At 65.5% G+C, this 24968-nt stretch carries 22 protein-coding genes and 1 pseudogene; 7 read left to right on the top strand and 16 right to left on the bottom strand.

Annotated elements, in window-relative coordinates; all coding sequences use genetic code 11:
• Positions 1-244: Maf family protein (locus tag N5D48_RS19055; protein WP_279887151.1), on the top strand; the 244-nt coding region annotated here is incomplete at its 5' end.
• Between the two features lie 382 nt (positions 245-626).
• On the opposite strand, the gene N5D48_RS19050 is transcribed toward N5D48_RS19055, so the two are convergent.
• The 3 genes from N5D48_RS19050 to rluC are packed head-to-tail and all read right to left on the bottom strand — an operon-like array spanning position 627 to position 3246.
• Positions 627-1610 carry a S49 family peptidase gene (locus N5D48_RS19050; protein WP_279887150.1) on the bottom strand — a complete coding sequence of 328 codons (984 nt, stop codon included), beginning with the start codon at positions 1608-1610 and terminating at the stop codon, positions 627-629.
• Complete coding sequence (locus N5D48_RS19045) at positions 1603-2289, bottom strand: HAD family hydrolase (RefSeq protein WP_279887149.1); 687 nt, start codon at positions 2287-2289, stop codon at positions 1603-1605. Before N5D48_RS19045 ends, N5D48_RS19050 begins: the two co-directional genes overlap by 8 nt.
• A 3-nt stretch (positions 2290-2292) precedes the next feature.
• On the bottom strand, positions 2293-3246 hold the full coding sequence (gene rluC, locus N5D48_RS19040) for a 23S rRNA pseudouridine(955/2504/2580) synthase RluC (RefSeq protein ID WP_279887148.1): 954 nt from the start codon (positions 3244-3246) through the stop codon (positions 2293-2295).
• A gap of 796 nt (positions 3247-4042) precedes the next feature.
• Between rluC and rne the strand changes: the two genes are divergently transcribed.
• Entirely contained in the window at positions 4043-7228 is a 3186-nt protein-coding gene (rne, locus tag N5D48_RS19035; RefSeq protein ID WP_279887147.1) for a ribonuclease E, read from the top strand.
• Positions 7229-7443: 215 nt separating this feature from the next.
• Here the strand turns inward: rne and murB are convergent, their stop codons facing one another.
• From murB to N5D48_RS18995, 8 genes are all read right to left on the bottom strand, one after another.
• A complete protein-coding gene (murB, locus tag N5D48_RS19030) occupies positions 7444-8463 on the bottom strand; it encodes a UDP-N-acetylmuramate dehydrogenase (RefSeq protein WP_279887146.1) in 1020 nt (339 codons plus the stop codon).
• Positions 8460-8924: a low molecular weight protein-tyrosine-phosphatase gene (locus N5D48_RS19025; RefSeq protein ID WP_110739310.1), complete on the bottom strand. Its 465-nt coding sequence runs from the start codon at positions 8922-8924 to the stop codon at positions 8460-8462. Before N5D48_RS19025 ends, murB begins: the two co-directional genes overlap by 4 nt.
• A complete protein-coding gene (gene kdsB / locus N5D48_RS19020) occupies positions 8924-9688 on the bottom strand; it encodes a 3-deoxy-manno-octulosonate cytidylyltransferase (protein ID WP_279887145.1) in 765 nt (254 codons plus the stop codon). The genes N5D48_RS19025 and kdsB overlap by 1 nt, the downstream gene beginning before the upstream one ends.
• Positions 9685-9870 (bottom strand): Trm112 family protein, encoded by a 186-nt coding sequence (locus tag N5D48_RS19015; RefSeq protein WP_011532874.1) that lies wholly within the window; start codon positions 9868-9870, stop codon positions 9685-9687. Before N5D48_RS19015 ends, kdsB begins: the two co-directional genes overlap by 4 nt.
• 33 nt (positions 9871-9903) lie before the next feature.
• On the bottom strand, positions 9904-10908 hold the full coding sequence (gene lpxK / locus N5D48_RS19010; protein ID WP_279887144.1) for a tetraacyldisaccharide 4'-kinase: 1005 nt from the start codon (positions 10906-10908) through the stop codon (positions 9904-9906).
• Positions 10908-11342 (bottom strand): biopolymer transporter ExbD, encoded by a 435-nt coding sequence (locus tag N5D48_RS19005; RefSeq protein WP_279887143.1) that lies wholly within the window; start codon positions 11340-11342, stop codon positions 10908-10910. Before N5D48_RS19005 ends, lpxK begins: the two co-directional genes overlap by 1 nt.
• A complete protein-coding gene (locus tag N5D48_RS19000) occupies positions 11339-11974 on the bottom strand; it encodes a MotA/TolQ/ExbB proton channel family protein (RefSeq protein WP_028690976.1) in 636 nt (211 codons plus the stop codon). The genes N5D48_RS19005 and N5D48_RS19000 overlap by 4 nt, the downstream gene beginning before the upstream one ends.
• 187 nt (positions 11975-12161) lie before the next feature.
• A complete protein-coding gene (locus N5D48_RS18995; protein ID WP_279887142.1) occupies positions 12162-14375 on the bottom strand; it encodes a DNA internalization-related competence protein ComEC/Rec2 in 2214 nt (737 codons plus the stop codon).
• Between the two features lie 143 nt (positions 14376-14518).
• On the opposite strand from N5D48_RS18995, the gene N5D48_RS18990 reads away from it, so the two are divergent.
• Positions 14519-15145: a DUF2062 domain-containing protein gene (locus N5D48_RS18990; protein WP_279887141.1), complete on the top strand. Its 627-nt coding sequence runs from the start codon at positions 14519-14521 to the stop codon at positions 15143-15145.
• Here N5D48_RS18990 and N5D48_RS18985 read toward each other — a convergent pair.
• From N5D48_RS18985 to N5D48_RS18975, 3 genes are all read right to left on the bottom strand, one after another.
• On the bottom strand, positions 15029-15808 hold the full coding sequence (locus tag N5D48_RS18985) for an ABC transporter permease (protein WP_028690974.1): 780 nt from the start codon (positions 15806-15808) through the stop codon (positions 15029-15031). The genes N5D48_RS18990 and N5D48_RS18985 overlap by 117 nt on opposite strands.
• Positions 15805-16737 carry an ABC transporter ATP-binding protein gene (locus N5D48_RS18980; protein WP_279887140.1) on the bottom strand — a complete coding sequence of 311 codons (933 nt, stop codon included), beginning with the start codon at positions 16735-16737 and terminating at the stop codon, positions 15805-15807. Before N5D48_RS18980 ends, N5D48_RS18985 begins: the two co-directional genes overlap by 4 nt.
• 132 nt (positions 16738-16869) lie before the next feature.
• Entirely contained in the window at positions 16870-17493 is a 624-nt protein-coding gene (locus N5D48_RS18975) for a glutathione S-transferase (protein WP_279887139.1), read from the bottom strand.
• Positions 17494-18224: 731 nt separating this feature from the next.
• Here N5D48_RS18975 and N5D48_RS18970 point away from each other — a divergent pair.
• From N5D48_RS18970 to N5D48_RS18955, 4 genes are all read left to right on the top strand, one after another.
• Positions 18225-18464, top strand: coding sequence for a hypothetical protein (locus N5D48_RS18970; protein WP_279887138.1), 240 nt, complete (start codon positions 18225-18227; stop codon positions 18462-18464).
• Positions 18461-18703 carry a DUF3077 domain-containing protein gene (locus N5D48_RS18965; protein ID WP_186716208.1) on the top strand — a complete coding sequence of 81 codons (243 nt, stop codon included), beginning with the start codon at positions 18461-18463 and terminating at the stop codon, positions 18701-18703. The genes N5D48_RS18970 and N5D48_RS18965 overlap by 4 nt, the downstream gene beginning before the upstream one ends.
• 239 nt (positions 18704-18942) lie before the next feature.
• Positions 18943-21390 carry an acyl-CoA dehydrogenase gene (locus N5D48_RS18960; RefSeq protein WP_279887137.1) on the top strand — a complete coding sequence of 816 codons (2448 nt, stop codon included), beginning with the start codon at positions 18943-18945 and terminating at the stop codon, positions 21388-21390.
• Between the two features lie 151 nt (positions 21391-21541).
• Positions 21542-21952 carry a PA2817 family protein gene (locus tag N5D48_RS18955; protein WP_279887136.1) on the top strand — a complete coding sequence of 137 codons (411 nt, stop codon included), beginning with the start codon at positions 21542-21544 and terminating at the stop codon, positions 21950-21952.
• Between the two features lie 54 nt (positions 21953-22006).
• Here N5D48_RS18955 and N5D48_RS18950 read toward each other — a convergent pair whose 3' ends face one another.
• Both N5D48_RS18950 and N5D48_RS18945 read right to left on the bottom strand, forming a co-directional pair.
• A complete protein-coding gene (locus tag N5D48_RS18950; RefSeq protein ID WP_279887135.1) occupies positions 22007-22507 on the bottom strand; it encodes a hypothetical protein in 501 nt (166 codons plus the stop codon).
• A pseudogene (locus N5D48_RS18945) lies at positions 22504-24968 on the bottom strand (sugar-binding protein); the annotation flags it as partial. The gene N5D48_RS18950 and the pseudogene N5D48_RS18945, both read right to left, overlap by 4 nt.

Below are 24968 nucleotides of genomic sequence, written 5' to 3'. Positions count from 1 at the left end.
CACCGGCCACTGCCAGGTCGATTGCGTGCCGTTTACCGTGACGATGCGCGAGCTGGATCGCGAGCGCGTGGAGCGCTACGTGGCGACCGAACAGCCACTGGACTGCGCCGGCAGCTTCAAGGCGGAGGGATTGGGGGTCAGCCTGTTCCAGAGCACCCATGGCTGTGATGCCACGAGCCTGATCGGGCTGCCGCTGATTAGACTGGTGGACATGCTGCACAAGGAAGGCGTGCAGGTGCCTTGAGCATCAACCCTTTCAAGGTCTCTGGGCGCGGGAGCTATAGACTGGCGAGGGCCACCAAGTGCCCGACGCAACCCTTGCAGCGCCTATCAGATCGAGCGCCGCCCGCGCGGCGCATCGCGACGCAAGGCCGCTCCTACATTTGTTTCGGGCCAGTCAATCCCGTGCCATTACCTGGTCCGCCTTGTTTGCACGACGCGGTTTCAGCGTGAGCACCACTGCCGCCTCGCCTGTCTCAAGACAGGCACCAAGGCGGGCAACCATGGCCTGACAGGCTTGGTACGTTGCAACAAATGTAGGAGCGGCCTTGCGCCGCGCGGGCGGCGCTCGATCTCACAGACACTACAAATCCAACGCCAAGCACCTTGAGCAACAATGACTCAGCTCAACGCAGAGAAGGCCCCTGGAACCCCATGTACAGCGCCAGGCGCTCGGCCACGCTGGCACCGATGCGCTTGGAGAAGCGATCGAACGGCGACTCCTGCACAGTGAAGTCCACCAGCTCCTTCTCGCCCACGATGTCGCGGGCGACATAGCTGGCACTGCCCAGCCCATCCACCAGCCCCAGCGCCTTGGCCTGCTCGCCAGACCAGATCAGCCCGCTGAACAGCTCCGGATGCTCCTTGTCCTTCAACCGCTCGCCCCGCCCCTGCTTGACCATGGCGATGAACTGGCGATGCGTGGTGTCCAGCACGCCCTGCCAGAACGCGGTCTCCTCGGGCTTCTGCGGCGAGAACGGATCGAGGAACGCCTTGTGCTCACCGGCCGTGTAGGTGCGACGCTCCACCCCCAGCTTGTCCATGGTCCCGACAAAGCCGTAACCGGCCGCAGTAACACCGATGGAACCGACCAGGCTGGCCTTGTCGGCATAGATCTCGTCGGCGGCGCTGGCGATGTAGTAGGCCCCGGACGCGCCCAGGTCGGCGATCACCGCATACAGCTTGATGGCCGGGTACTCGGCGCGCAGGCGACGAATCTCGTCATACACGTAGCCCGCCTGCACCGGACTGCCGCCCGGACTGTTGATGCGCATGACCACGGCCTTGGTCTTCGGATCCTTGAACGCCTCGCGCAGGCTCTTGACGATATTGTCGGCGCTGGCCGGCTCCTGGTCGGCGATCACCCCGCGCACCTCGACCAGCGCGGTATGGTTGCCGCCACGCGAGGCCGCCTTGTCCACATCCATCAACGGCGTGAACAGGAACAGGATGCCGAACAGGTAAACAAAGGTCAGCAGCTTGAAAAAGATCCCCCAGCGCCGCGCCCGGCGCTGCTCCTGGACACCGGCCAGCAAGGTCTTCTCCAGCAGTTTCCAGCTTTTGCGCTCTTCGTTGTCCTCGGACTCGGGGGCTTTCCACTCGTCAGCCATGCTTACCTACCTTGGAATTTGCACCACGCGAATTCAACCATTCGCGCAATTGAGAGAAATGATCGATGCACACCTGCGGCCCGAACTCCGCCAAGGCCTGGAGCGGCATGGCGCCATAGCCGACCGCCACCGAGTGCATGCCGGCGTTGCTGGCCATCTGCAAGTCGAACGCCGAATCTCCGACCATCAGCGCCCGCCCGGGTTCGATCCGGCAATGGGCGAGAATTTCTTCGAGCATCAGCGGATGCGGCTTGCCACGGGTTTCGTCGGCAGCCCGGGTGATGTCGAAATAGCTTTCCCAGCCATTGGCCTTGAGCACCCGATCCAGACCGCGCCGCGCCTTGCCGGTGGCCACCGCCAGACGATACCCCTCGGCACGGAACGCTTCCAGCGACTCGACCACGCCATCGAACAACGGCGACGGCTGCTGGTCCAGCGCCATGTAGACGTCGGCATAGTGCTGACGGAAGGCCTCGACCTGCGCTGCATCGAGGTGCGGATACAGGGTGGCGATCGCCTCCCCCAGCGCCAGGCCGATGATGCCCTTGATCGCCTCGTCGCTGCTGGCGGCCTCGCCGGCACGCCCGGCGGTCACGTTCATGGCCTCGACGATGCGCCCGATGGAATCGGCCAGGGTGCCGTCCCAGTCGAAGATCAGCAGGTCATAACTTTTATTCATGGCTCAGGACGCCAGTCGCTCGATGGTCTTGGCCCACATCTCGTCCACCGGTGCCTCGAGCTTGAGCTCGCCACCATCGGGCAGCGGCACGGTCAGCTGGTAGGCATGCAGGAACAGACGCTTGCCACCCAGCTCGCGAATCTCGCGAGTGAAGTCTTCATCGCCATACTTGCTGTCGCCGGCGATCATGTGCCCGGCATGCAGGGTATGCACGCGGATCTGGTGGGTACGCCCGGTGATCGGCCGCGCCTCGACGATGGTGGCGAACTCGCCGAAGCGGCGCAGCACGCGAAACATCGTCAGCGCCTCCTTGCCCTCGTCGTTGACTTCGACCATACGCTCGCCGGAACGCAGGTTGCTCTTCTGCAACGGCGCGTTGACCTGCTTCTTCGCGGTCGGCCAGTGGCCGCGCACCAGCGCCATGTAGCGCTTGTCCACGCCATCGCCACGCAGCGCGGCATGCAGGTGGCGCAGCATGCTGCGCTTCTTGGCGATCATCAGCAGGCCCGAGGTGTCGCGATCCAGGCGATGCACCAGCTCCAGCTCCTTGGCGTCCGGGCGCAACTGGCGCAGCGCCTCGATCACGCCAAAGCTCAGGCCGCTGCCGCCATGCACGGCGATGCCGGCCGGCTTGTTCATCACGATCAGCGCCTTGTCCTCGTAGACAATGGCCGCTTCAAGGCGCTGCAGCAGCCCCTGGGCCACCGGCGCCGGCTCGTCGCGCTCGGGCAGGCGCACCGGCGGCACGCGCACGATATCGCCGGCCTGCAGCTTGTATTCGGGCTTGATCCGCCCCTTGTTGACCCGTACCTCACCCTTGCGCAGGATGCGGTAGACCAAGGTCTTGGGCACGCCCTTGAGGGCCGTGATGAGGAAATTGTCGATGCGCTGGCCGGCAAGCTCCGGCGGGACTTCGATCAGCTGAACGCCGGAAGTCGGGGGGGTATTGGTCGTCATGGCGGGATCATAACAATTTTTTATGGAATTGAAGCACTTAATCATTGCTGCTATAGTCGCGAACGCCGCCAAAAGCGGCAGGCCAGCGGCACCAGGCTCTACGCCGGCCCTGACCATCGCAATTCCCGAGGACGCGAGGCCGTCCTACGGAGCGTTCGCCAGTTTAACTAAATGCCTGGAATCGCCACCAGCGCTGTGTAGAGAAGACCGAAAAAAAACGACAAGTGCGGTGTTTCACCTGCTTACCCGCTTCTTTTCGCCGTACCTCTGCCCGCCACCGTCGTTTCCGCGCATTCGGGCGAATGCTTCGGAAATACCTGCCTTGGATATGTTATGGCGCCAGCCCGGTACTGGGCTGGCGAAAAATGCAACCCGTTGCGGATTCAGCGCGCGGCAGCACCGAATTTTCAAGGGATACGTGCAGGGTGGAGATGTACAGCCCTCGGACCGTGTGGCACCGAACCCGCCCCAGCGCCCCACTCAACGGGCGATGAGCGGACAAGGTCCTGAACAGACGCCCTCGTGGCGTCCACGGACGACCGGTTGATTCCTCCTCCTGACTGAGTGCACCAGGCCCGCTCGATTGATTCGGATAACCTTCGAAAAGCTCGACAGGTCTTTTGGCACCGCAAAACAGGACGCGTCGTCGCGACAACGGCAGGCTGGGCAACCGGCTGGTGCCGAACGTCGCCAGACACGGGGGTGGCCCGCCACCCTTTGCGCACCTTGGCACCGACCATGAGAAGTCGTGTGTGCCGCACGCCGTTTCCGGCAGCCCGGAAACCGACGGTACAACATGAAAAGAATGCTGATTAACGCAACTCAGCCCGAAGAGTTGCGTGTAGCCCTGGTGGACGGCCAACGTCTCTACGACCTGGACATCGAGTCCGGCGCCCGTGAGCAGAAAAAGGCCAACATCTACAAAGGCAAGATCACCCGGATCGAGCCCAGCCTCGAAGCCGCCTTCGTCGACTTCGGCTCCGAACGTCACGGCTTCCTGCCGCTGAAGGAAATCTCCCGCGAGTACTTCAAGAAAGCCCCTGAAGGCCGGGTCAACATCAAGGAAGTCCTGAGCGAAGGCCAGGAAGTCATCGTCCAGGTCGAGAAGGAAGAGCGCGGCAACAAAGGCGCCGCCCTGACCACCTTCATCAGCCTGGCCGGCCGCTACCTGGTGCTGATGCCCAACAACCCACGCGCCGGTGGCATCTCGCGCCGCATCGAAGGCGAAGAGCGCAACGAACTGCGCGAAGCGCTGAACGGCCTGACCGTTCCGGGCGACATGGGCCTGATCGTGCGCACCGCAGGCCTGGGCCGCAGCAGCGAAGAAATGCAGTGGGACCTCGACTACCTGCTGCAGCTGTGGACCGCCATCAAGGAAGCCTCGCAAGACCGCGCCGCGCCGTTCCTGATCTACCAGGAAAGCAACGTCATCATCCGCGCCATCCGCGATTACCTGCGCCAGGACATCGGCGAAGTGCTGATCGACAGCATCGATGCCCAGGAAGAAGCCCTGACCTTCATCCGCCAGGTGATGCCGCAGTACGCCAGCAAGGTCAAGCTGTACGAAGACAGCGTGCCGCTGTTCAACCGCTTCCAGATCGAAAGCCAGATCGAGACCGCCTTCCAGCGCGTGGTCGACCTGCCATCCGGCGGCTCGATCGTCATCGACCCGACTGAAGCCCTGGTGTCCATCGACATCAACTCGGCGCGCGCCACCAAAGGCAGCGACATCGAAGAGACCGCCCTGCAGACCAACCTGGAAGCGGCCGAAGAGATCGCCCGCCAGCTGCGCCTGCGTGATATCGGCGGCCTGATCGTCATCGACTTCATCGACATGACCCCGGCCAAGAACCAGCGCGCCGTCGAAGAACGCGTGCGTGAGTGCCTCGAGGCCGACCGTGCCCGCGTGCAGGTGGGCCGCATCTCGCGCTTCGGCCTGCTGGAGATGTCCCGTCAGCGCCTGCGCCCCTCGCTGGGCGAAAGCAGCGGCATCGTCTGCCCGCGCTGTTCCGGCACCGGCATCATCCGTGACGTCGAGTCGCTGTCGCTGGCGATCCTGCGCCTGATCGAGGAAGAAGCACTGAAGGACCGCACCGCCGAAGTGCGCGCCCAGGTGCCAATCCCGGTGGCCGCTTTCCTGCTCAACGAGAAACGCAACTCGATCACCAAGATCGAACTGCGCACTCGCGCACGCATCATCATCCTGCCGAACGATCACCTGGAAACCCCGCACTTCGAAGTCCAGCGCCTGCGCGACGACAACCCGGACGTGCTGAACAACCAGTCCAGCTACGAGATCGCCTCGACCGAGACCGAAGAAGCGCCGCAGCCGACCGCCACCCGCACCCTGGTGCGCCAGGAAGCCGCGGTCAAGACCGCGCCGGCCCGCGCCAACGCCCCGGTACCGGCCACCGCTGAAGAGCAGCCGGCCCCTGTCGCGCCGGTCGCCGCCCCTGCCGCCGCCGAGCCAAGCCTGTTCAAGGGCCTGGTCAAATCGCTGGTCAGCCTGTTCGCCGGCAAGGAAGAGCCTGCCGCCGCACCGGCCGCAACCACCGAGAAGCCAGCCACCGAGCGCTCGCCACGCAACGAAGAGCGCCGTAACGGTCGCCAGCAGAGCCGCAACCGCAACGGTCGTCGCGAAGAAGACCGCAAGCCACGCGAAGAGCGCGCCCCGCGCGAAGAGCGTCAGCCTCGCGAAGAGCGTGCCCCGCGTGAAGAGCGCGCGCCACGTGAAGAGCGTCAACCGCGCCAGCCGCGTGAAGATCGCCGCGGCAACCGCGAAGAGCGCGTGCGCGAACTGCGCGAGCCGCTGGACGCCGCACCGGCCGCCCGCGAAGAACGCGCCCCGCGTGAAGAGCGTGCGCCACGTGAAGAACGTGTAGCCCGCGAAGAGCGCGCCCCACGTGAAGAGCGTGCACCGCGCGAAGAACGCGCACCGCGTGAGGAACGAGCACCTCGCGAAGAGCGTGCACCACGTGAAGAGCGTGCCCCTCGCGAAGAGCGTGCCCCTCGCGAAGAACGTGCCCCGCGTGAAGAACGCGCCCCTCGCGAAGAGCGCCAGCTGCGCCCTGAAGTGCAGGCCGCTGAACAGGCCGTGGAGCTTGCCGAGGAGCAACTGCCGAACGAAGAGCTGCTGCAGGACGAGCAGGAAGGCGCCGATGGCGAGCGTCCACGCCGCCGCTCCCGTGGCCAGCGTCGTCGCAGCAACCGTCGTGAGCGCCAGCGCAACGCCAATGGCGAGCTGATCGAAGGCGGCGACGAAGACGCCGGTGAAGAGCAGCCACAACAGCACCAGGCCACCGAGCTGGGTGCCGAATTGGCCGCCGGCACTGCCGTCATCGCCGCCGTTGCCACCAGCAACATCAGCGTCAGCGCCGAAGTCGAAGCCAACCAGCAGGCCGAACGCGCCAGCGCGGCTGTCGCCGAGACCCAGGTGGAAATCACCGAAGTCGTGGCCGAGCAGGTCGCCATTGCCCCAGTGGTCGAGCAGCCTGTCAGCGAGCCTGTGGTCGCCGCCGAGCCGAGCATCGAGCCTGTCGTCGAAGTGGCGCCGCAGCCTGTGGTTGAAGAAGCCGCCGCCCAGCAGCCGACCGCCGTTGTCGAGGCAGCTGTCGAGCCTGTAGCTGTCGTGGAAGCCCCTGCGGTGGAAGCGGACGAGATCGACAAGGCGCCGGTTGCCGAAGCGGTCGAAGTCGAGGCGCCAGTCGCCGAGCAGCCTGCTCCAGTGGTCGAAGCCGTCGAAGCCCAGCCTGAAGTGGTCGAAGCCCCGGTGGCCGAGCCTACGCCAGCCGTGGTTGCCGAAGAAACGCCGGTCGAGCCGTCCACCATCATGCTGCCGAACGGCCGTGCGCCGAACGATCCGCGTGAAGTGCGTCGCCGCAAGCGTGAAGCCGAAGCAGCCGCCGCTGCCCTGGCCGCCGCCCAGGCTGCCCCGGCCGAAGCCCTGGAAACCGCTGACGAGCACAAGCCTCATCACGGTTGATAGCCTTGGCTGAATGAAAAAGCCCCGCCAGTGCGAACTGGCGGGGCTTTTTCTTTACCGATTTGGATGTCACCGGCCTTGCCCATAACCTATTGATTTAGCAGGGACCTGTGGGAGCGGGCTTGCCCGCGAACACCGGCAAAGCCGGTGCCATCCACCGCGTCGCTTGCTTCGCGGCTAAAGCCGCTCCCACAGAGTGCGCGCCGGCCACGCAATCAGTACAGGTTCGGCTCCATCTCCAGCTCAACCCCGAAGCGCTCGAGGATATCCGCCCGGATCCGCCGAGCCAGCGCATGCAACTGCGCCCCGCTCGCCTGGCCGTAGTTCACCAGCACCAGCGACTGCAAGCGGTGCACCCCGGCATCGCCATCGCGATAGCCTTTCCACCCCGCCTGCTCGATCAGCCAGCCCGCCGCCAGTTTCACCCGGCCATCGGCCTGGGGATAGGCCACCACACCAGGATGCTCGGCACGGATACGCTCGGCCAATTCAGCGGACACCACAGGGTTCTTGAAGAAGCTCCCGGCGTTACCCAGCTCAGCCGGATCCGGCAGTTTCTCCCGACGGATACTGCAGATCGCGTCGCTGATCGCCTGCGCGGTCGGCTGCTCGACGCCCTGCTCCGCCAGGCGCTGACGCACCGGGCCGTAGTCCAGGTGTGCCTGCAAGGTGCGGCTCAAGGCAAAGCGCACGCGCAGGATCAGCCAGCGCCCGGGGTTGCGCTTGAACAGGCTGTCGCGATAGCCGAACGCGCACTCTTCCAGCGAGAAATCCCGCAGCTCGCCGGTCTCGCGGTCCAGCGCGGTCAAGCCGGCGAACACATCCTTGATCTCCACGCCGTAGGCACCGACGTTCTGCATCGGCGCGGCGCCCACGGTGCCGGGGATCAGGCTGAGGTTTTCCAACCCGCACAGCCCCTGCCCAAGGCTCCACTGCACGAACGGATGCCAAGGCTCGCCGGCCTCGGCCTCCACCACCACCCGCTCGCCATCATCGCTGAGCAGGCGGCGGCCACGGCTGGCCATGTGCAGCACCAGGGCCTCGACATCGCGGGACAGCAGCAGGTTGCTGCCGCCGCCGATCACCAGCACCGGCACCTGCCGCTCGGCGGCCAGGGCCAGGGCCTGGCGGGCTTCGTCGTCGTCATGCACCTGGGTGAAGTAGCGGGCACTGACATCGATACCGAAGGTGTTGTAGGGCTTGAGCGACACGCGCTCCTGCCAATGCGCCGTCATAACCGCCCCTTGATTTCCACGACCAGCTCGCGACAGGCCGCCTCGATCAGGTCCAAAACCTGCTCGAAGCCCTCGGCACCGCCGTAGTAAGGGTCCGGCACTTCGTCCAGGGCGGCGCCATAGCGGCGCAGAAACAGGTCGAGCTCGCCCTTGGCGTTGTGCGGGCGCAAGGCCTGCAGGTTGCCCAGGTTGCTCTTGTCCATGGCCAGGACCAGGTCGTACTCGGCGAAGTGCGCCGCCTTGACCTGCTGGGCGCGCTGGCGCGACAGGTCGTAGCCACGGGCCAGGGCGGCCTTGCAGGTACGGCTGTCGGGCGCCTTGCCCACATGCCAGTCACCCGTGCCGGCGGAGGCCACCTGCACCACATCACCCAGGCCTGCGGCCTCCAGCTGGTGGCGCAGCACGCCTTCGGCGGTCGGCGAGCGGCAGATATTGCCGAGGCAGACGAACAGGACGCGCATCAGGCCTCCAGCAAGCGCCGTACGCGCTCCAGGTCTTCAGGGGTATCCACGCCCACGGCCGGGGCCTCGATGGCGTCGGCGACATGGATGCGCACGCCGTGCCACAGGGCACGCAGCTGCTCCAGCGATTCGGTCTGCTCCAGCCAGCACGGGCCCCAGGCGACGAAGTCCTGGAGGAAGCCCACGCGGTAGGCGTACATGCCGATATGGCGGCGATAAGGCACGCCCTCCGGCAACGGGTCGCGGCTCTTGGCGAAGGCGTCGCGGGCCCAGGGCAGCGGCGCGCGGCTGAAGGTCAGGGCCAGGCCGTGCTTGTCGCTGACCACCTTGACCGCGTTGGGGTTGAAGATGGTTTCCGGGGCGTGGATCGGCTCGGCCAGGGTGGCGATGCCGGCTTCCGGGTGCGCGGCCAGGTTGGCCGCCACCTGGTCGATGATCACCGGCGGAATCAGCGGCTCGTCGCCCTGCACGTTGACCACGATGGCATCGGCGGCCAGGCCCAGTTGGGCGGCCACCTCGGCCAGGCGATCGGTGCCCGACTCATGGTCGGCGCGGGTCAGCAGCACCTCGGCGCCAAACGCCCGGCAGGCCTCGACGATGCTGGCATCGTCGGTGGCGATGACTACGCGGCTGGCACCGCTCTTGCGCGCCTGCTCCCACACATGCTGGACCATCGGCTTGCCGGCGATCGGCAGCAATGGCTTGCCCGGCAGACGCGTGGAGCGCAGCCGGGCGGGAATCACCACGGTGAAATCCAGGCTCATTTGTCCAGGCGCTCTTCGTCGGTCAGGGTGCGCGCCTCGCTCTCCAGCATCACCGGGATGCCGTCGCGGATCGGATAGGCCAGGCCCGCGCCCTTGCTGATCAGCTCGGTCTTGTCGGCGCTGAGCTTGAGCGGGCCCTTGGTGATCGGGCAGGCCAGGATATCGAGCAGTTTGGTGTCCATGGAGGTGTCCTTGCGACGGAAAATGAAAAAGGCTCAGGGGCGGCCGGGCAGCAGGCGATCGAGCTGGGCGTCGAACCAGGCGCTGAACGCGGGCGTCGGCACGGCGTCGACCGCCAGGTACCACCAGTCATCGGCGGCGAAGGGCCGGCATTTCACCGCATCCTTCTCGGTCATCACCAGCGGCAGCGGCGGGCTGAACGACAGCACCTCGCGGCTGTAGGGCGCATGGTCGGCGAAGGGGTGCGGCACCGGCTGCCAGTGTAGCCCCAGCAGGGTGTTGAAGAAACGTTGCGGATTGCCGATGCCGGCCACGGCATGCAGGGCCTGGCCAGGCGGGAACAGGTCGAGATCGCGACGCTCGCCGCTGCGCAGGTTGATCAGCACCGAGGGTTGCAGGCGGAAGGCGAAGCCATCGTTGCGGTCGGCCTCAGCGCCGTTGAACAGCACCGCGTCGGCCTCCTGCAGGCGCTCGGCCGGCTCGCGCAAAGGGCCGGCCGGCAGGCAGCGGCGGTTGCCCAGGCCCCGCGCGGCGTCGATCAGCACCAGCTCCAGGTCGCGGGCCAGGCGGTAGTGCTGCATGCCGTCGTCGCACAGGATCAGGTCCGGCGCGTCGCTGGCCAGCAGGGCCTGCACCGCGCGGGAACGGTCGGGGTCGATCACCAGCGGCACGCCGGTGCGCTGGACGATCAGCAAGGGTTCGTCGCCGGCCTGCTCGGCGCGCTGGTCGGCATTGACACGCCAGGGGTACCGCGGCGGCTTGGCGCCATAGCCACGGCTGACCACGCCGACGGAGAGCCCCTGCCGACGGCAGTGCTCGATCAGCCAGAGGATCATCGGCGTCTTGCCGGTGCCGCCGACGGTGATGTTGCCCACCACGATCACCGGTACCGGGGCGCGGTAGCTGGGGCTTTCGCCGCTGAGGAAGCGCGCGCGCTTGCGCGTCACCACGCGGCGGTACAGCGCCTCCAGCGGACGCAGCAGGGCCAGTGCCGGGTGCCCGGCGTACCAGGCGGCGAGCAGACGGTCGGCGAAGGCCATCAAGGTTTGCCCTGCGCGGCCTCGACGGTGGTCATGCGCAACTTGCTGAAGCCGAGCTTGCCGGCTGCGTCCATTGCGGTGATCACGGCCTGGTGCGGGGTCTTGCCGTCGGCGCTGATGGCCAGCGGCAGGGTGATGTCGCCAGCGGATTCCTTCTCGATCGCCTCGCTCAGGGTGGCCAGGTCGCTCTTGGGCAGCAGGTGATTGTTCACCGAGTACACGCCATCGGCGCTGATGGTGACCTCGATCAGCTTGCCGTCATCGGGCTGCGCCGGCGCGGCGCTGCTGGCCTCGGGCAGCTCGACGCGCAGCTGGGTCTCGCGGGTGAAGGTGGTGGTGACCACGAAGAACAGCAGCAGCACGAACACCACGTCGATCAGCGATGCCAGGTTGATGTCGACGCTCTCGCGCTGGCGGTTGCGCCGAAACTTCACGCCTTGCCTCCGGCCACTTCCACTTCGCGGTCGCCCTGCAGCACTTCCACCAGCTTGATCGCTTCCTGTTCCATGCCCACCACCAGTTCATCGATGCGGCGCAGCAGGAAGCGGTGGAAGAACACAGCCGGGATACCGACCATCAGGCCGGCCGCGGTGGTGACCAGGGCCTTGGAGATGCCACCGGCCAGCACGGCGGCGTTGGCGGTCATCTGCGAGCCCATGAAGGCGCTGAAGATATCGATCATGCCCAGCACGGTGCCCAGCAGGCCCAGCAGCGGGGCCATGGCGGCGATGGTGCCGAGGGTGCTGATGTAGCGTTCCAGCTCGTGAATGACTCGCGAGGCGGCTTCCTCGATGCACTCTTTCATGATTTCGCGGCCGTGGCGCGAGTTGGCCAGGCCCGCGGCGAGGATCTCGCCCAGCGGTGAATCGGCGCGCAGGGCCTTGAGCTTGTCACTGGTGAGTTGCTTGTCCTTGATCCACATCCACACCTGGCCCAGCAGGTGCGGCGGGGTGACACGGCTGGCGCGCAGGGTCCACAGACGCTCGACGACGATCGCCATGGCGGCGATGGAGCTCAGGATGATCGGCAGCATCATCCAGCCACCGGACTTGACCAATTCCCACACAGTAAGCACCCCTTGGAAAAAGGCCGCCACTCTACCATAGGCGCGCCTGTGGCTCATCTGCCGGAGGTCAGGGAATTGCTGTGTTGACCCAGGGGCTGCTTTGCAGCCCTTTCGCGGCACAAGGCCGCTCCTACAGGGGGGTAGGAGCGGCCTTGTGCCGCGAAAGGGGCGCAAAGCGCCCCCCGGCTCAATCCCCTGTCTCCCGCCAGAACCGCCGCTCCCTGCGCGCACCCGCCACCCCACCCTGACTCCCCAGCATCAACCGCAACGCCCCCTCCACCGCCGTGTCATGCACCACCACCGCATGCCGCCGATAGCGCTCGATCACCTGAGCATGGGGATGCCCGAAGCCATTGTGCCGCCCCCGGGAAATCATCACCCCACGCGGCGCCATGGCCTGGATGAACGCCTCGCTCGAGGACGTACGGCTGCCATGGTGCGGCGCCTGCAGCCAATCCACCCGTGGATCGTCGGTGGTCGCCAGCCAGGCGCGCTCCGCGCCGGCCTCCATATCGCCCGCCAGCAACAGACGCTCCCCTTTGGCCTGTACCCGTAGCACGCAGGACCGCTCGTTGCTGGATGCGCCGGCAGGCCAGTGCCAGAGCTCGAAATCGACGCCATCCCACTGCCACCGCTCGCCACTGGCGCACAGCGACGCGTCCGCCAACCCGGCGACCTCGCCGGCCAGAACCCGCGCCACCGGTACTCCGCGCCCCACCGCTGCCGCGCCACCGGCATGATCGGCGTGCCCATGGCTGATCAGCATCAGGTCCAAGTGCCTCACCCCGAGCTTGCGCAAGGTCGGCAACACCACGCTCTCGCCCAGGTCGCTCGCGCCTCGGGCGGGGCCAGCGTCGTACAACAGCGTGTGGTGACGCGTACGCAATAGCACTGCCAGGCCCTGGCCGACATCCAGCTGCCACACCTCGACCTCGCCCAACGGCACCTGTTCGCGGGGCACCCACAGCGCCAGCAGCATCACTGCGCCCGGTGCGCGCAACGGCACGCCACGGGGCAACAGCACCAGCACAGCGCCCAGGCAGACCAGCATCCAGGCCCACACCGGCAGTGGTTCGGGAACCCAGGCTGGCTGAAACTCCGCGATCTGCGCCAGCGCGCCGAACAACCCGTCCAGCGACAGCCCGGCCAACCACAGCAACCCCTCCCCCAACCCAGGCACCGGCAACAAGGCAGTACCCAGCAACGCCAACGGCAGCACGCCCAGGCTGAGCCAGGGCACGGCCAACAGATTGGCCAGAGGGGCGCTGAGACTGATGGGTAATCCCAGCGCCAGCAACACCGGCAACAACCCCACCGCAATCACCCATTGGGCACGGCTCCAGGCCTGCCAAGGCCGCCACGCACCCAGCCGGGCGGAAAAACACAGCACCAGCACCGCCACGGCGCTGAACGACAACCAGAACCCCGGCAACAGGCTCGCCAGTGGTTCGACCAGCAGCACGCCGAGCGCGGCCAGCAACAGCGGCGTCCAGGCGCCCAGATGGCGAAAGCGCAGGCGCCATAGCAGTACCACCGCCAGCATCAGGCAGGCCCGCTGCACCGGCACGCCGAATCCGGCCAGCGCGCCATAGCCAAGCGCGGCCAGCATCGCCAGCCCGCTCGCCCAGGGCAGCCAGGGCAGCCTGCGCGGCCACCCGCCCAGTCGCGCCAGCCCCGCCACCACCCCATAGACCAGCCCGGCCAGCAGGCCGATATGCTGCCCGGAGATCACCAACAGATGCACCGTGCCAGTGGCCTGCAGGGTCTGCCAGTCCTCACGCGCCAAACCGCTGCCATCGCCCAGCACCAGCGCCACCAGTGCCGCTGAGCGTCCTTCGCTATCGCCCCGCATGAGGCGTTGACGGATGGCATCACGCCAGCCGGCAGCCACCGTTTCCAGACGTTCCCCGGCCTTGACCGTGCCGGTGGCGCCGATGCGCCGCGCCAGCAAGGTCACCTCCCGATCCGGGCCATGGGGGTTGAGCAAGCCATGGGGCCGCCGCAGGTTGACCGCCAGGCGCCAACGTTCGCCGGGCCGCAACTGTGGCCCGGCGAACCAGCTCAACTGCAGACGCTGCGGCAGCTGCCCACGCCGCGACTCGCCGTGCACCAGCTCGAAGCGCACGCCTTGCTCGGTGCGGGCCGGCAAGCCCGCCACCGTCCCTTCAAGCCATACCGTGCGGCCCTCCAGGGCCTGCGCCAGGCGATCATCCAGGGCCTGCTGCGCCGACCAGCAGGCCCAGCAGCCACCCAGTACGAAGCAACCCACCGGCCAGGCCCGCGTACGCAGGCTGGCCAGGGCCAGCAACGATGAGGCAATCAACCATCCGACCGGTGGCAGAACGGGCAAAAAGCGCAGGCTCAACAGCCCGAGCACCAACGCAAGCATCCCTGTGCGCATGAGATAGAGCTCCAGAAGCGAAAACGCCCCTGAGGCTTAGCCGATTGGCAGGGAAATTCTGCTAAACAATTGTCACAAACTCTGAACGAGCCTGCGCTTCAATCAAGGCATACTTACGCCCTTCGACCCTGCCGGGAGCCCACATGCCGCGCCGTCTGTTCAAACGCTACATGCCGGACCCGACCAGCATCCGCGAACACAAGTCGTTACGCTTTTTCGGCAAGCTGCTGCACGACCCCAATCTCTGGCACCTGAATCGCCATTCGGTGGCACGGGCCATGGGCGTCGGCCTGTTCGCGGCGTTGATCCCCATTCCCATGCAGATGCTGCTGGCCGCCGCCCTGGCGATTCCGGTGCGCGGCAACCTGCCGATCGCGGTGAGCCTGGTGTGGCTGACCAATCCGCTGACCATGCCGCCGGTGTTCTTCGTCACCTACATGACCGGCGCCTGGCTGATGCAGGTGCCGCCGCGCACGCTGCCCGACGAAATCACCGTCGACTGGGTCACCGACCAGCTGGCGACGATCTGGCAGCCATTCCTGCTGGGTTCGGTGGTGTGCGGGGTGGTGCTCGGCGTGCTCGCCTACTTCACCACCATGGGCTACTGGCGCTGGTGGGTGGGCCGGCAGTGGCGCCGGCGCCAATGCCGCTGCCTACGCACGCATGCCACGGCCGCTGACCAGCAGGCGAACGCACAGCAGGTAGAGCAGCGCGGTAGCCACCAGCATGAAGCTGATCGCCGTGCCAATACTGATGTCCGACACCCCTAGGATGCCGTAGCGGAACGAGTTGACCATGTGCAGCACCGGGTTGGCCAGCGACACGGTCTGCCAGAACGGCGGCAGCAGGTTGATCGAATAGAACACCCCGCCCAGGTAGGTCAGCGGCGTCAGCACGAAGGTCGGGATGATCGAGATATCGTCGAAGTTGCGCGCGAATACCGCGTTGACGAAGCCCAGCAGCGAGAAGATGGTCGCGGTCAGCAGCACCACGACGATGGTCACGCCCAGGTGATGCACCTGCAAGTGGGTGAAGAACAGCGACAGGATGGTCACGATCACCCCCACCGCCAGCCCGCGCAGCACACCGCCCAGCACATAGCCGACGAGGATGGTGTGCGGTGATACCGGCGAGACCATCAGCTCCTCGATGGAGCGCTGGAACTTGCTGCCGAAGAAGCTCGATACCACGTTGCCGTAGGAGTTGGTGATCACCGACATCATGATCAGCCCCGGGACGATGTACTCCATGTAGGTGAAACCACCCATGTCGCCGATCTGCCGGCCGATCAGGTTACCGAAGATCACGAAGTACAGGACCATGGTGATCGCCGGCGGCAGCAGGGTCTGCGGCCAGATACGCAAGAAGCGCCGCACTTCACGGTAGACGATGGTGTTCAGGGCGACCCAGTTGGTGCGCAGCTCCACGCTCATACGGCCACCTTCGACAGGTTCTTTTCCACCAGGGACACGAACAGCTCCTCGAGTCGGTTGGTCTTGTTGCGCAGGCTCTGCACTTCGATGCTCTTCAGCGCCAGTTGGCTGAACAGCGCGGTGATGCCGATGTCCTTGTCCACCTGCACCTCCAGGGTGTGCGGGGTGATCAACCGGCACGGGTAGCCCTGCAGCTCAGGCGCGGCGGGCAGGTCCTGCTTGAGATCGAGCACGAAAGTCTCGACATGCAGCTTGCCCAGCAGCTGGCGCATGCTGGTGTTCTCGACGATGGTGCCGTGGTCGATGATGCCGATGTTGCGGCACAGCTGCTCGGCCTCTTCGAGGTAATGGGTGGTGAGGATGATGGTGATGCCCTTCTGGTTGAGCTCGGTGAGGAAGCTCCACATCGAACGGCGCAGCTCGATGTCCACCCCGGCGGTCGGCTCGTCGAGGATCAGCAGGCGCGGCTCGTGGATCAGCGCTCGGGCGATCATCAGCCGGCGTTTCATGCCGCCGGACAGCGAGCGTGACTGCACATCGCGCTTGTCCCACAGCCCGAGCTGGGTGAGGTACTGCTCGGCGCGCTCCTTGGCCAGCTTGGGCGGGATACCGTAGTAGCCGGCCTGGGTGACGACGATGTCGAAGGTCTTCTCGAACTGGTTGAAGTTGAACTCCTGCGGCACCACGCCCAGGCAGCGCTTGAGCGCCGCAGGCTCGCGGTCCAGGTCGTGACCGAACACGTTGACCGTACCGCTGGTCTTGTTCACCAGGGTCGAGAGAATGCCGATGGTGGTGGACTTGCCGGCGCCGTTGGGGCCGAGCAAAGCGAAGAAGTCGCCCTCGGCAACGTCCAGGTCGATGCCCTTGAGGGCCTGGAAACCGTTGCCGTAGGTCTTGGTCAGCTGTCGAATGGACAGGGCGGAACTCATAGCGGGTCAGGTACCGAGAAAAAGGTTCAGGACACGCCAGGTAAAATCACTGGCGCAGTGAGTGCGGCCATGGTGCAAGGCCCGGCCGCACAAGTACAGTCACATCTATTGATAATGACTATCGAAGTGGCATCACGTCAGGGCGGTCATCACCGCCGCCTGGTAGGCCGGGCGCTGCTTGAGGCGCTCGTACCAGGCTTCGAGGTGATACATGGCCGGGCGTTCGATGGGCATTTCGAACCAGGCGTAGATGAAGCTGCCCAGGGGGATGTCGCCCATGCCGATCTGCTCGCCGGAGAGGTAGGGTTGCTTGGCCAGGGTGGCGTCGGCGATCGACAACAGCTTGGCGCACTGCTTGTGCGCGGCGTTGATCGCCACCCAGTCGCGCTGGTCATCGGGGGTGCGCACCATGCCCCAGAACAGCGGGCGGAACGGGCCGGCCAGGGACGAGGTGTTCCAGTCCATCCACTTGTCGGCCAGGGCGCGCTGGCGCGGGTCTTCGAGGTACCAGCCCTGCTCGGCGCCGTACTCGGCGCACAGGTAGCGGACGATGGCGTTGGACTCCCACAGCACCAGGTCGCCGTCTTCGAGCATCGGCACCAGGCCGTTGGGGTTGAGAGCGCGGTAATCGGCTTCGTTGACCAGGCCGAAGGCGCCACCGGCGTCGATGGCTTCGAATTCCAGGCCCAGTTCGTGGGCGATCCATAGCGCCTTGCGCACATTGCTCGAGTTCTTGCGGCCCCAGATCTTCAGCATGGCAACGTCCTTATGAATGCGGAGGGGGGACAGTCTACTCCAAGTTCGACGATAGCTTTGTAGCGTGTTCGAGATCGAGCGCCAAGTTCGACGATAGCTTTGTAGAGTGTTCGAGATCGAGCGCCGCCCGCGCGGCGCATCGCGACGCAAGGCCGCTCCTACATTTGTTGCAACGTGCCGAACCTGTCAGGCCATGGTTGCCCGCCTTGGTGCATGTCTTGAGACAGGCGAGGCGGCAGTGGTGCTCACGCTGAAACCGCGTCGTGCAAACAAGGCGGACCAGGTAATGGCACAGGATTGACTGGCCCGAAACAAATGTAGGAGCGGCCTTGCGTCGCGATGCGCCGCGCGGGCGGCGCTCGATCTCCCAGGCGCAGAATCTCTCTCGGCGAACACTCCAGAGCCCCCAAAAAATCTATGTCAGATATTTCCGAACCTGAAACCAAATGCTTCAGCCGCCAAGGCTTGGGAACTATCCTACGCGCCTGCCGGAAGCTGCCGCGTTGTCGGGGAAATACCCTAGGGATAACTTCGCCGGGTCGCCACATTTGGTGACCGGGTGTGAGAACCCGACCTGCACTGCCATGGCGTTTGCTTTATGGCAGCCTTGCGCGGGCAGACTTCGGTCTGGCCGGCTTCAGTGCACCGGTTTCTCACCCCGCGTACGGCTGCCACCCTCATCCGTGAGAAAGATCGAGATGGCCGCTCCCGTCACGCACTGGAGTTACCCCATGAAGAAGATCGTTCCCGACCCACCTCGCCTCACCCACTTCATCACCATCCGCCCCACCCTCACCCGCGACGAAGCCATGGCCGCCGCCGTCGAAGTCGCCAGTGCCATCTCCGACGTACTCGATATCTACTTCAAGACCGCCCCCGGCGAATGCCGCGAGCGCCTGTTCACCGCCAGCGACTACCTCGGCCAACTGGCCTGCGCCCTGCTCGAACACAAACCGCAGGTGCAGCCATGAGCCGCGGGCATACCGCGGGCCGCACCACCTGCCTGGACCTGTTCAAGGTCGAGCCGGGGGTTGCGTTCGAAGATGCCTTCAGCGAGTTGTCGGTGCTGCTCGGCTGCATCCGCCACCTGACCTGCGAGGCCGAGATGGAAGGCGACCTGCTGGCCGGCAGCTCGGCGCGGATCCTCAGCGCCATGGCCAAGGCGCTGATCGATGACATGGAGGTGGGGTTGAACCGGAAGACCGCATGAACCCCGGGGGCCGCTTTGCGGCCCTATCGCGACACAAGGCCGCTCCTACAGGAGTACGCATATCCCTGTAGGAGCGGCCTTGTGTCGCGATAGGGCTGCGCAGCAGCCCCAGGATCCATCGACAGTCACCGAACGAACTCCCAGCGCCCCACCCTGTCACTTCCTAGGCAGGCCATCCACCCCAACACGTCTAAGCTCTGTGGATCGCCCCCCGACCCCGCTTCCAAGGAGGAAGAATCATGCTGCTGTTGTGGTTGCTGGTCCTGGTGCTAGGCGCCGCGTATCTCCTGCATCGGCGCCTGGCGCCGTTGCAGATCCTCGCGGCGATCGCCGCCTATACCCTGCTCATGGGCCTGTTCAGCAGCGCGCCGGGCTGGCTGCTGACGCTGATCTGGCTGGTGATCGCCATCAAGGCCGCCTTCTTCGTCCTGCCCGAGATGCGCCGCAAGCTGTTCACCACGCCCATGTTCAGCTGGTTCCAACGCACCCTGCCGCCGATGTCGCAGACCGAGCGCGAAGCCATCGACGCCGGCACCGTGTGGTGGGATGGCCACCTGTTCAGCGGCCGCCCCGACTGGAACACCCTGCTCGACTACGACGCCCCCAGGCTCACCGAGGAAGAACAGGCCTTCATCGATGGCCCCACCGAGCAGCTGTGCGCCATGGTCAGCGACTGGCAGATCGGCCAGGACCTGGACCTGCCGCCGCAAGCCTGGGACTTCATCAAGCAGCACGGTTTCTTCGCCCTGATCATCCCCAAGCAATACGGCGGCAAGGGCTTCTCGGCCTACGCCCACTCCCAAGTGGCGATGAAACTGGCCACCCGCAGCGGCGACCTGGCCTCCACGGTGATGGTGCCCAACTCGCTGGGCCCGGCCGAACTGCTGCTGCACTACGGCACCGATGAACAGCGCGACCACTACCTGCCGCGCCTGGCCCGTGGCGACGACATCCCCTGCTTCGCCCTTACCGGCCCGCTGGCCGGCTCCGACGCCGGGGCCATGCCCGACACCGGCGTCATCTGCAAGGGCCAGTGGAACGGCGAGGAAGTCATCGGCCTGCGCCTGAACTGGGAAAAGCGCTACATCACCCTCGGCCCGGTGGCCACCCTGCTGGGCCTGGCCTTCAAGGCATATGACCCGGATCACCTGCTGGGCGAGCAGACCGAGCTGGGCATCAGCCTGGCGCTGATCCCCACCGACACCCCTGGCGTGGATATCGGCAAGCGCCATCTGCCCCTGGGCGCGGCCTTCATGAACGGTCCCAACAGCGGCAAGGACGTGTTCGTGCCGCTGGACTTGCTGATCGGCGGCCAGGCCATGCTCGGCAAGGGCTGGATGATGCTGATGAACTGCCTGTCGGTGGGCCGCTCGATCTCCCTGCCGGCGGTCGGCACGGGCGCGGCCAAGTACACCAGCCTGGTCACCGGCCAGTACGCCCGCGTGCGCGAACAGTTCAACGTGCCGCTGGCCGCCTTCGAAGGCATTCAAGAGTCCTTGGCGCGCATCGGCGGCAACGCCTGGCTGATGGACAGCGCCCGCCTGCTCACGGCCAAGGCCGTGGACCTGGGCGAAAAACCCTCGGTGCTGTCGGCGATCCTCAAGTACCACCTCACCGAACGTGGCCGCGAGTGCATCCAGCACGCCATGGACGTGCATGGCGGCAAGGGCATCATCATGGGCCCGAGCAACTACCTGGGCCGCAACTGGCAAGGCGCGCCGATCTTCATCACCGTCGAAGGGGCCAACATCCTCTCGCGCAACCTGATGATCTTCGGCCAGGGCGCGATCCGCTGCCATCCGTTCGTGCTCAGGGAAATGGCCCTGGCCGGGCGCGAAGATCACGACCAGGCGCTCAAGGAGTTCGACGACCTGCTGCTGCAGCACATCCTGTTCGCCGCCGGCAATGCCGCCAGCACCCTGGTGCTGGGCCTGGGCCTCGGGCACTTCGAGAAGGTCCCGGGCGATGCCCTGAGCCAGGGCTATTTCCGCGCCCTCAACCGCCAGGCCGCGGCGTTCGCCCTGCTGGCCGACCTGTCGATGATGTTGCTCGGCGGCGCGCTAAAACGCCGCGAACGCCTCAGTGCCCGGCTGGGCGATGTGCTCAGCTACCTGTACCTGTCCAGCGCCGCGCTCAAGCGCTATCACGACCTCGGCTCGCCCGAGCACATGCAGCCGTTGCTGCGTTGGGCCCTGGAAGAAAGCCTGGGCCAGGCGGAGAAAGCCCTGGACGCGCTGCTCGACAACTTCCCCAACCGTTTCCTCGGCTGTGCCCTGCGCATACTGGTGTTCCCATTCGGCCGCCGGCATACCGGGCCGAGCGATGAGCTGGATGCCGAGGTGGCGGCGCTGATCGGTCGGGGCAAGGGCGATCCGGCGCTGGAAGAGCTGCTGGCGGGGTGCTTCAGGCCCGAGGCCGATGGCGACCCGGTGGCCGCGTTGCAGACCGCCTGCGACCTGCTCGACGATGCCGCCCCGCTGCACAAGGCGCTGCACCAGGCAATCAAAGAAGGCAAGGTGCAGGTAGCACCAGGGCAGTCGGTGATCGACGCCGCCATCGAAACCGGCGTATTGCAGGCGGAAGAAGGCCAGCGCCTGCGCCAGGCCGAGCAGGCGCGGCGGGTGGTGATCGATGTGGATGCGTTCGACAAGGCAGTGCTGCTGCCCGAGACTGGCAAAGTGCGCTGAGCATTGGTCGGCCGCTATCGCGGGGCAAGCCCGCTCCCACAATAGGTTGTGGGAGCGGGCTTGCCCCGCGATAGCGGCAGCTGCGCTGCCAGCCTATGTAAAACCGGCGTATACTCCGCCCCCCGTTTCAACCACCCCGAGGATCGCCGCCATGGCCAACCCCCACCTGGAATACCACCTGCAACTGCTCCACCACCTGCGCACCATCCTGGCCGCGCTGGGTGAAGCCGAGCAGGTCCCGGAGGAAAGCCACGCCCTGTTCCTCGAACGCTTCGACGAACTGCTCACCCTGTTGCCGCAAGACCCGCTGGAAAGCCAGTACCTGGGCCAGGACCTGATCTGCCAGGTGATCCAGCGCTACCCGCAAATCGCCCACCTGGTGCCACGCGACCTGCTGTGGTTCTTCGGGGGTGACTGCCTGCATTTCATGCCAGACGAGGAGCTGGCCCTGTACCAGGAGCTCGAAGAGCGCCGCTATGCGGCCGAACGCGACGGCGCGCCGTTCGACTGGCACCTGGAAAAGCAGCTGCTGAGCGCACCGGGCCCGGACAGCGTGAACTGAGCACGCATGACAACGCCGCCCACGGGCGGCGTTGACGATCGAGGCGTGATCGGTTCAGTAATTAATAACCACGCAGGACAGTTTTCCCTTCACCTGATCACCACCATCGTTTTCTCCATCCTCTAGGTAGACACCGTTGTCGATCTTGTCGCCCTTTTTCTTGTCCTTCAGGCCATCGATCGCGAGCCAATCATCGCTCTTGACGATATAGCGGGTGATGCGCAAGGTGTACGACCACTTCTTTTCCGGAACACAGTCAGGGCTGTCGTAGAACGTGATCAATGCTGCCGAAGGCGCATTGTCAAATCGGTAGAAATAGACTTCGTCATCCTTGCACCGGGTATCACCCATTCGTATCTCGACACGACCATTGGTCCGCGTGAGCGGGATCTCACAGTTGTGATCACCATCCATCTTGTTTTCCCGCATCAACAATCTGCCCACGTTGATCTGCGGCTTCGTGGCGATGGGGCCGGCCATTTCCAGCATCACGATGAGCGATACTCCCACCGCCACCAGGCAAGCCAGGATCACTGCTCGCTGTTTGCCTGTCATTGGCCACCTCCATTCCCGATAGACGTTCCATCATCCTGCTGCTCTGCGAGGACCTGCCCACCGCCCCTGAAGAAGGTGTGGTGCCCCTCATCCGACACGATCCCGACGATCTCGTCGCCACGAATGAAACGCTGCTCGCCGCTGGCGATCGTCAGAATGTCCTGCCCATCGTACTCATAGGTCGCCAATACCTCGCCACTGGCGGGCGCGGTAACACTGAGCAGACGATTGAGGCCGTCATATTCGAGCGTTCTGCCCTGCTCATCCCGGACCAGATTGCCGTTGCTGTCATAGGCCAGCTGGATCCTGGCGTCCTCGAAATCATGGGTGATCGATGTCAGCTGGACCGGGTCGTGCTCATTTTCAAAGGCGTAGGTGGACAGGTAGCGCTGGTTCTCCAGCGTCGTCTCGACCGAGAGGATGTTGTCCAGCGCATCGAAGGTGAAGTGCTGGCCCGTGATCATGCCCTTGCCATTCGGATCATGCGGCCGCTCGGTACCGACGCAGGTGTAGGTCTGCAACCGCTGACGCGCGTCGTACTCATAGGTTTCGCCCCGCAACAACGGCGCCTGGGCGTTGGCGCCGTCATACAGATGGCGCGAGGTCATGGCATCGACATCGTCATAGGCCTGCTCCAGTACCTGGGTAGCATCGCCCATGATGAAGGTGCGCCGGGTTTCACGATCGAATTCATCGTACTCCAGCAACGTGGCGAGGCTGACATCGCCGGCCTTGGTCGAGAACGACTGCATGCGCCCCAGCTCGTCGTACTGGAACTCGGTCTCCAGGTCGTTCAACCAGGTCTTGGCCAGGCGCCCTTGCGCATCGTACTGGTGATACTGCACGTTGCCTTGCACATCCTTGTACTCGAGCAGCAAGCCGCGATGGCTGTAGGCGTACGCCATCTCATAGGAGCCACCGCCCTGCTGGCGTGATTCCGTTCTGATCTGTCCAGTACTGAAGTACTCGCGGCTGAACGTTTGGCTCGGCGTGGCGCAGGCTTCCAGGCGGGCGTTTTTCTTGTTGTAGGTGAAGTCGACGGTGGACTGCACGACCGTTCGGCTACTGCGCAAGGTGCGTTTGACCGGGTTCTGGGTCAGCAAAGGCAGGTACTCATAATCGATGACATCGCCACTGGCTACCGTGACACTGCTCGGGCGCAGCATGCCGGCCGAATAGCTGTAGACCTGCCTGCGCCCGCCGGTGGTCGACACCTTGAGTCGATCAAGGCCATCGAACTCTTGAGTGCCCAGCAACTGCTCCTGGCCAACGGAATGTACCGCGATGCTTTCCGGCAGATCGTCACGGCTGTGCCTGGCGTAGTCGCGAACGACCGTGGAGCCGTCGGGCAAGGTATGGGCGACACTCCGTGAGAAGGCGTCGTAACGGTAGGCGTTCACCCGTGGCGATGTGCTGAGGCCGACGCTTTGCGTGGCCACCCTGCCCAGGCCGTCATAGGTGTTTACCTGCTGACTGACGAGCTGATTGGCGGCATCGCGGCGCTCGCTGCGCTCGACCTGGTCGAAACGGTTCTGCCAGACGATGGTCCTGCCGGTCTTGGCCCCCGCAGAGCCTTCGCGCCAGCTCTCGATGATTTTCCCGTCGAACGCCCCGCTGCCGACCGGGATGGTCTGCTCGAACGCCGTCACGCCATCGGGGCCAGTGACGGCGCATTGCTGCCCCCAGTCGTCGTAGTCAAACTGGCTGGTCAACGGCAGCTCCTGATCGTCCCCGGCGCCCAGCCAGTCGATCAGCGTCTGCGCCTGCAGGCGGCCCCAGGCATCGTAGCTGGCGCGGTACAGCGGCCGATACACTTGCGCCTGTGCCGAGAAATGGTCGATATCCTGGCGGTACTCTTGCACCGCGCGATTCAAGCCATCGAACACCGTGCGCGTGGCGACCCCGTTCACATCCTCCCGCAGCTGTTCGGCCTGCTGCCCCACCCTGGAGCTGAGGGTATAGGCATAGTGACGGGTCGCCTCGTGCTCCTCGCCCGGCGCCACCGTCTCGCTGACCACCCGGCGCAGGGCGTCGTACTGGTAGCGGATCTTCACATCGTTGTCGTCGTAGTTGAGCAGCGGCTCGCCGATCAGGATCGAGTGCTCGAGGGTCTGCACCTTCTGCTCGCCGTCATGGCCGGTGATGGTCTGCTCGGTCACCAGCACCGTCTCGCCTTGCCCCGGGGCTTCGGCGCGCTTGCGGTAGGCGAACGCGGTGGTGGTGGTCTCGCCGTTGCGGGTCACGGCCTGGCGGGCCGGGCGGCCGTGGCTGAACGGGTCGGCAGGGTCGATCAGGTGTTCGTAGACGATGAGCTCCAGCTCCGTCTCCTGCGGGCTCTGCGGGTCCAGGCCGACCTGCAGCAGGCGCTCCTCGCAGGCCTCGTGCCAGCCGTTGCCCACGGCGTTCCTCAAGGGGGCGTGGTGGCGGTAGCGGTAGCGCTGGCGCAGTACCGGCGCGTCGA

This window comes from Pseudomonas sp. GD03858, from assembly GCF_029840925.1.
Classification (GTDB): Bacteria; Pseudomonadota; Gammaproteobacteria; order Pseudomonadales; family Pseudomonadaceae; genus Aquipseudomonas.
Note: the sequence above shows the minus strand (reverse complement) of the source record. Positions and strands in the feature narration are given on the sequence as shown.

Excerpts from the sequence above, each read along its gene's own strand:
- N5D48_RS19050 (WP_279887150.1), bottom strand. The coding sequence starts at position 1,610 with ATGGCTGACGAGTGGAAAGCCCCCGAGTCCGAGGACAACGAAGAGCGC.
- N5D48_RS19045 (WP_279887149.1), bottom strand. The coding sequence starts at position 2,289 with ATGAATAAAAGTTATGACCTGCTGATCTTCGACTGGGACGGCACCCTG.
- rluC (WP_279887148.1), bottom strand. The coding sequence starts at position 3,246 with ATGACGACCAATACCCCCCCGACTTCCGGCGTTCAGCTGATCGAAGTC.
- rne (WP_279887147.1), top strand. The coding sequence starts at position 4,043 with ATGAAAAGAATGCTGATTAACGCAACTCAGCCCGAAGAGTTGCGTGTA.
- murB (WP_279887146.1), bottom strand. The coding sequence starts at position 8,463 with ATGACGGCGCATTGGCAGGAGCGCGTGTCGCTCAAGCCCTACAACACC.
- N5D48_RS19025 (WP_110739310.1), bottom strand. The coding sequence starts at position 8,924 with ATGCGCGTCCTGTTCGTCTGCCTCGGCAATATCTGCCGCTCGCCGACC.
- kdsB (WP_279887145.1), bottom strand. The coding sequence starts at position 9,688 with ATGAGCCTGGATTTCACCGTGGTGATTCCCGCCCGGCTGCGCTCCACG.
- N5D48_RS19015 (WP_011532874.1), bottom strand. The coding sequence starts at position 9,870 with ATGGACACCAAACTGCTCGATATCCTGGCCTGCCCGATCACCAAGGGC.
- lpxK (WP_279887144.1), bottom strand. The coding sequence starts at position 10,908 with ATGGCCTTCGCCGACCGTCTGCTCGCCGCCTGGTACGCCGGGCACCCG.
- N5D48_RS18995 (WP_279887142.1), bottom strand. The coding sequence starts at position 14,375 with ATGCGCACAGGGATGCTTGCGTTGGTGCTCGGGCTGTTGAGCCTGCGC.
- N5D48_RS18990 (WP_279887141.1), top strand. The coding sequence starts at position 14,519 with ATGCCGCGCCGTCTGTTCAAACGCTACATGCCGGACCCGACCAGCATC.
- N5D48_RS18985 (WP_028690974.1), bottom strand. The coding sequence starts at position 15,808 with ATGAGCGTGGAGCTGCGCACCAACTGGGTCGCCCTGAACACCATCGTC.
- N5D48_RS18980 (WP_279887140.1), bottom strand. The coding sequence starts at position 16,737 with ATGAGTTCCGCCCTGTCCATTCGACAGCTGACCAAGACCTACGGCAAC.
- N5D48_RS18975 (WP_279887139.1), bottom strand. The coding sequence starts at position 17,493 with ATGCTGAAGATCTGGGGCCGCAAGAACTCGAGCAATGTGCGCAAGGCG.
- N5D48_RS18970 (WP_279887138.1), top strand. The coding sequence starts at position 18,225 with ATGAAGAAGATCGTTCCCGACCCACCTCGCCTCACCCACTTCATCACC.
- N5D48_RS18965 (WP_186716208.1), top strand. The coding sequence starts at position 18,461 with ATGAGCCGCGGGCATACCGCGGGCCGCACCACCTGCCTGGACCTGTTC.
- N5D48_RS18960 (WP_279887137.1), top strand. The coding sequence starts at position 18,943 with ATGCTGCTGTTGTGGTTGCTGGTCCTGGTGCTAGGCGCCGCGTATCTC.
- N5D48_RS18955 (WP_279887136.1), top strand. The coding sequence starts at position 21,542 with ATGGCCAACCCCCACCTGGAATACCACCTGCAACTGCTCCACCACCTG.
- N5D48_RS18950 (WP_279887135.1), bottom strand. The coding sequence starts at position 22,507 with ATGACAGGCAAACAGCGAGCAGTGATCCTGGCTTGCCTGGTGGCGGTG.